This window comes from Rhizobium sp. L43 (assembly GCF_002531725.1).
Classification (GTDB): Bacteria; Pseudomonadota; Alphaproteobacteria; order Rhizobiales; family Rhizobiaceae; genus Rhizobium.
In genome coordinates, this window is record NZ_NWSQ01000075.1 from 1 (window position 1) to 2801 (window position 2801).

General features: G+C 57.8%; 4 protein-coding genes. All 4 read right to left on the minus strand.

All coding sequences use genetic code 11. The annotated features are described in order from the left end of the window. Positions 1-44 precede the first annotated feature (44 nt). Positions 45-350 carry a hypothetical protein gene (locus tag CO667_RS36465; RefSeq protein WP_096772371.1) on the minus strand — a complete coding sequence of 102 codons (306 nt, stop codon included), beginning with the start codon at positions 348-350 and terminating at the stop codon, positions 45-47. Further along, entirely contained in the window at positions 350-1915 is a 1566-nt protein-coding gene (locus CO667_RS34380; RefSeq protein WP_096772372.1) for an IS66 family transposase, read from the minus strand. Before CO667_RS34380 ends, CO667_RS36465 begins: the two co-directional genes overlap by 1 nt. Before the next feature lie 72 nt (positions 1916-1987). Continuing rightward, positions 1988-2335, minus strand: a complete 348-nt coding sequence (gene tnpB, locus CO667_RS34385) for an IS66 family insertion sequence element accessory protein TnpB (protein WP_003574550.1) — start codon at positions 2333-2335, stop codon at positions 1988-1990. Beyond that, positions 2332-2712, minus strand: coding sequence for a transposase (locus tag CO667_RS34390; RefSeq protein ID WP_096772384.1), 381 nt, complete (start codon positions 2710-2712; stop codon positions 2332-2334). Before CO667_RS34390 ends, tnpB begins: the two co-directional genes overlap by 4 nt. Positions 2713-2801: the final 89 nt, after the last annotated feature.

Below are 2801 nucleotides of genomic sequence, written 5' to 3' on the forward strand. Positions count from 1 at the left end.
GTAAGCGTCCGGCGAATGCATTTTTTGCGTCAACGAGGCACGGTTTAGGACTTGCGGATTAGCTCATCTGCCATGACGCGCTCGATCACCTCGGGATCGCATTGTTCATCGACGAGGAACTGGCGGATTCCACCATCCCACGTCCGTATGTCGGCCAGGAGATCTCGAAGGTCGTCAATTCCATTTTCGGTCAGGCCTTTTGTGCCATCTTCACTGCCATCGCGGACATATACCAATTCGCCCTCGGCGATATTGTCCGAGTTGGCGGTGACTTCCTCGAGTAGTTCAAGGTTCTCGCCGATCATGACGGCGACTTCTTTGAGCGTGTAGATGAACCTCGAGCGTGCCATCACGCAGCCTCGTATCGGTCTTTCGCCGGCACCCACTGCCACGGCAGCAGTTCCTGGAGCCGATCCTTGGGATGGCTCGGGATCCGGGTCAGGACGTCTGTGAGATAGACCTCCGGATTGTGGCCATGGAGTTTGGCAGTCTCGATGATAGTCAGAATGTTGGCGATGCGCTCACCGCCCTTGTCTGACCCGGCGAAGAGCCAATTTTTTCTTCCGATTCCAAGCGGACGCATGGCTCGCTCAGCTATGTTGTTATCGATTTCGACACGGCCATCGTCGATGTAAACGCTCAACGCTGCCCATCGCGAGAGGGCATATCGCATCGCTTCAGCCAGCTTCTGCTTCTGTGGTACCGCCTGCAGCTTTTCCTCGATCCAGCTCTTGAAGTCTGCCAGAAGGGGCCTGGCGTGTTGCTGGCGCAGTGTACGCCGCTCGTCAGCCGGCATGCCGCGGATACGATCCTCGATATCGTAGAGCGCACCGATGCGCGAGAGCGCTTCGTCAGCGATTGGAGATGGCTTCAGCTTGATCACATCGTGGAACTTGCGGCGCACATGGGCCATGCAGGCGGCCTCGACGATCTGGTTGCCGTAAAGCTTCTTATAGCCACCATAGCCATCCGCGTGCATCACGCCGCTGAAGTTTGCGAGATGGTCGGCTGGATGCGCGCCCTTGCGGTCGGGGCTATAGTAGTAGGCAATGGCTCTTGGAGTGGGATCTTGATAGCCGCTGCCATCGAAGACATAGACCCAGACCCGCCCGGTTTTTGTCTTTCCTCGCCCAGGGTCGAGAACATCGACCGGGGTATCGTCCGTATGTATTCGGTCGACCGCCGCGATATGGGCTCTGATCAGCAAGATGAGAGGAGCCAGCAGAACTGACACGCGGCCGACCCAGTCGGCCATCACGGATCGGGAGATATCTATCCCCAGCCGGTCGTACATCTCGGATAGACGGTAGAGCGGGATGTGATCGTCGAATTTGGCGACCATGATATGGGCCAGCAACCCCGGTCCGGGCTTGCCGCGCTCGATCGGCAGGGTCGGCATTTCGCCTGCCACCGTCGTATCGCAGTCCCTGCAGATCATGCGCTTTTCGACGTGGCGGACAATCTTGATGGACGCCGGCACGTGCTCCATCACCTGGATCACCCTGTCGGCGGCCTTCAGGAACGATGTGCCACCACAAGTCGGACAACTGCAGGGTGCTGCATAGACCAGTTCTTCGGTTGGAAGACCATCGGGCAATGGTTTACGCTTCGGCTTGTCCGGCGCGTCGTCCAACTCCGGCAAAGGAGCTTTCCCGGAGCGCATCTCAGCCTCGGCGCGGGCGGCTTCGATCTCCTCCAGCATCAGTTCGAATTGCTCGATCTTCCGGTCGATCTTTTCCGAAGAAGCGCCATGCTGCCGATGGCGGAGCAAATCCAACTGCGCGCGCAGGAGCCCGATAATGGAGTCTCGCTTGCTGACTTCGGCTTCTTGGCGCTCAAGTTTCGCCGCCTGTTCAGCGACGAGCGCGCGCAAAACAGATAGCTCCTCCTGACTGTCCAGCGGCGTTATTTCCATACCCGCATACGTAGCCGATTTGCGCCGGAAGCGCTAGCATTATGCTCCGGATGTCCTTGCAAAATATAGCTTTTAACCCGTTCGACCGGGAGCGGAAGTCCACGCAGGTCGGCGCCAGTCGATCCCCTCAACAAGCATCGACAACTGAGCTTGCGTCAGATGCGCAACCCCATCTTTCGCTGTCGGCCAGGGAAAGTATCCGCGTTCCAAAATTTTGTAAAACAGGCAGAACCCTTGGCCATCCCACCATAAAAGTTTGATCCGATCAGCGCGTTTTCCGCGGAAGCCGAAGATTGCGCCGGAGCCCGGCACCTCCTTGATAGCCGTCTCGACAAGCGCGGACAGTCCATCAATGCCACGCCGCATGTCGGTCACCCCGCAGGCCAGATAAACCCGCACATTCCCCGAAGGCCCGATCATGCCGCCTCCACACAAGCGACCAGTGACGATAGCACTTCGAGATCCATGTCCGCTGCAATTCTCAGTAAGCGGCCATTCCTCAGGACGATTTCAACGTCTTTGCATCTCGGCCGAGCACTGCTCCTCTTAGAGCCTTCACTCACGCACTCCGACGCTCCGATAAGCGATACCGGGATGAACGATGCGGTCTGGGGAGATTCGGGTGGCAAGAGCTTCTTTCGCCAGGCGTAAATCTGCTGCGGAAGAACGTCGTGCCGGCGCGCCACATCCGAAACGGTGCCATCCGCGCTGAACGCTTCTTGCAATATCGAAAGCTTCAGTTCCGTCGACCATCGACGTTGTCGCTCGGCACCCGTCAGGATCTCAACCTTGGCCATTCATACCCTGTTACGTCACAAATGAATCATCTGTGTCGTAACTTGCGCCAATCCCACACCTAACCAAAATCCGCTCACCGGACGCTCAC